This window comes from Pseudomonadota bacterium (genome assembly GCA_026390555.1).
In the GTDB taxonomy this organism is placed as follows: domain Bacteria; phylum Bdellovibrionota_C; class UBA2361; order UBA2361; family OMII01; genus OMII01.
In genome coordinates this window covers 1-2,592 of record JAPLFS010000056.1, presented here as the reverse complement: position 1 = coordinate 2,592, position 2,592 = coordinate 1, and the positions used below count along the sequence as shown (strand labels likewise).

The window sequence follows — 2,592 nt, the reverse complement described above, 5'->3', positions numbered from 1 at the left end:
GAACCGATTAATAGAAGATATGTTTTGTCATGAAAAGCTCGAAGTCTATCAAAAGTCGGTTGAATTACTGAATAGGTTATTAGTGTTATTCGCCTCCTCCTGAACGGAAACAGCGATATTGTCAACCAGTTGCGCCTCGCCGCTACCTCCATATGGCGGCCATGCTGTCAAAGCTTGTTTTTAAGGGTTAACCGGTATCGGAGCGGGAGCAGGTAACGGGAAGCGGTTCACGTTCCAGCGCAGGGGTTTTCCATCTAATGAACCCACACTTATCGGTGAGGAGCCGGATAAAGCGCAGGTCACTTGCGTACTACCTCAACCACTGTAAAGCGATCGTGCTCTGAATCATCTCCAAGAAAGGAGTACTCTAGGGCTGGGTGCTTAGTTTTAAAGTACGTTCTTAAATGCTCGCGCTTTCCGGCCCCTACCTCACATAAGAGTGTCCCGTTAGGCGCTAACATAGTTAAGCCTCCTGAGATAATCTCCTTAGTATCCTTTAATCCGAGATCGTCAGAAAACAGCGCCCCCTGCGGCTCAAAGGATAGCTCTATCGGGGTCTTTTCATAGCGATCAATATAGGGAGGATTAGCGATAATAAGATCGTAGGGCGCAGAGAACGCGGCACTCTCACTAAACCAATTGCTTTTTACAAATGAGATATATTGCAAGGCTCCTAAACGCTCAGAATTACGTGCGGCAACGTTTAGGGCCTCCTGACTAATATCAACCGCTAGGCAATGTGGCTCCCGTAGGCCAGATGCCAGTAGCTCTGCAACTAAGGTAATAGCGAGACACCCAGAGCCAGTTCCGAGATCCAGGAACTTCACGCTCTGTTTACCAGAGCAGATCTTAAGCGCCTGATCGATAATTAACTCAGACTCAGGACGTGGAACCAACACGGCAGGATTAACCAAGAACACTCTGCCGTAAAACTCACGCTCTCCGGTGATGTACGGCACCGGCTCGCCCTGCACACGCCGCGCAGCGAGTAGCGCAAAAGCCGCCACCACCTCTGTAGAGCATTCATCACGCAGAGCCGCTATCAGAGAGGAGCGAGATATTGATAGTAGGTGTGCAAGCAATACCTCAGCATCGAGACGGGGCGAGCTTGAGCTTGACCTAAACAACTCCTCGGCCGTTTTTAGCAGCTCGCTAATATGGCTGCATTTACTGAATTGTTGTCTCACCACGGAGCGCCTCAGCTTGATAGTATGCCACTACTGGATCTATCAACTGATCCAGGGCACCACCGAGCACACCATCAACATCGCTTACCGATATCTTAATGCGGTGGTCTGTAATTCGTGATTGCGGAAAGTTATAGGTACGGATCTTCTCTGAACGATCCCCCGTTCCAACCTGACTACGCCTATCATCACGACGCTCCTTCTCAGCCTCTGCGAGCTTTAATTCATACAGCCTCGCCTTCAATACCCGCAGCGCCTTTTCACGATTCTTGTGTTGAGACTTTTCATCTTGCATCGCAACAACAACCCCGGTCGGGATATGTGTAATACGAACTGCCGAATCGGTTGTGTTAACCGATTGGCCCCCCGGACCACCTGAACGGTAGACATCGATGCGCAGATCCTTATCGTGCAGCTCAACCTCAACGTCTTCGGCTTCTGGCAGCACGGCAACCGTTACAGTTGATGTGTGAATACGACCCGCGGCCTCCGTCTCTGGAACTCGCTGCACCCGATGAACACCCCTTTCATACTTCAAGCGACTAAATGCCCCCTCGCCGTTCACCATGGCGATAACCTCTTTAAGCCCCTTGGGCCCAGCATCGCTGTAGCTCATAATCTCAACCTTCCAGCGCCGCATCTCCGCATAGCGGCTATACATACGGAAGAGCTCATACGCAAAGATAGAAGCCTCATCGCCACCAGCTCCTGCGCGAATTTCAAGGACAACGTTTTTATAGTCGTTTGGATCCTTTGGTAAAACCAGAAATTGCAGCTGTTTTTCAAGATCCGCAACAACCCCTGCAAGAACCTTAGTCTCCTCGTCAGCCATGCTCTTCATGTCGGGATCAGAGGTAGAGAATGCAAGCTCCTTGCTACCAACTAGCTCCTCCTGTGCTTTGCTGAAAGCGCGAAAGGTCGTCACTAACTCGGTCAGCGACTTGTACTCCTTGGAATACTGCTGAAAGATGGCCCGGTCTGAGATGATCTCTGGCTTTGATAGTTGTTGGGCGAGTAATTCGTAGCGCTCCTCTACCTCTTTAAACTTATGCCACATATAGATTATCTCGATCTTAAACCGTTTCTAGCAAGGCTGCATGAATCTCCGCACGAAGTGCTGGAAATCGCTTATTATGATGAGCAGAGAAAGGTGCGTTCGATAAAAACACCGTCGCCATATCAAGCGCTGGATCTAGCACAACTGAACATCCGCCAGCATTAATAGTCGTAATGGCTGTCGAAGCTCCCTGCTGTTCACTCCCAGCATCCTTTATAAAAGCATCAAATCCGAGCTTGAGCCCAGCTTTAAGCTGCGGCAACTCTGGATACATAAATGTACGCGCCGTCTCCTGTGTACAGAGCTGTGATTCTCCCCGCAAGGCCCGCAGCATCTCAAGTGCCCAGG

Annotated in this window: 3 protein-coding genes; all 3 read right to left on the bottom strand. The window is 50.1% G+C overall.

Going from position 1 to position 2,592, the window contains the following annotated elements; translation table 11 throughout:
• Positions 1-299: 299 nt before the first annotated feature.
• Complete coding sequence (prmC, locus tag NTV65_07585) at positions 300-1,187, bottom strand: peptide chain release factor N(5)-glutamine methyltransferase (protein ID MCX6115058.1); 888 nt, start codon at positions 1,185-1,187, stop codon at positions 300-302.
• Positions 1,168-2,244, bottom strand: coding sequence for a peptide chain release factor 1 (gene prfA, locus NTV65_07580; GenBank protein ID MCX6115057.1), 1,077 nt, complete (start codon positions 2,242-2,244; stop codon positions 1,168-1,170). The genes prmC and prfA overlap by 20 nt, the downstream gene beginning before the upstream one ends.
• Before the next feature lie 16 nt (positions 2,245-2,260).
• Positions 2,261-2,592: hypothetical protein (locus NTV65_07575; protein ID MCX6115056.1), on the bottom strand; the 332-nt coding region annotated here is incomplete at its 5' end.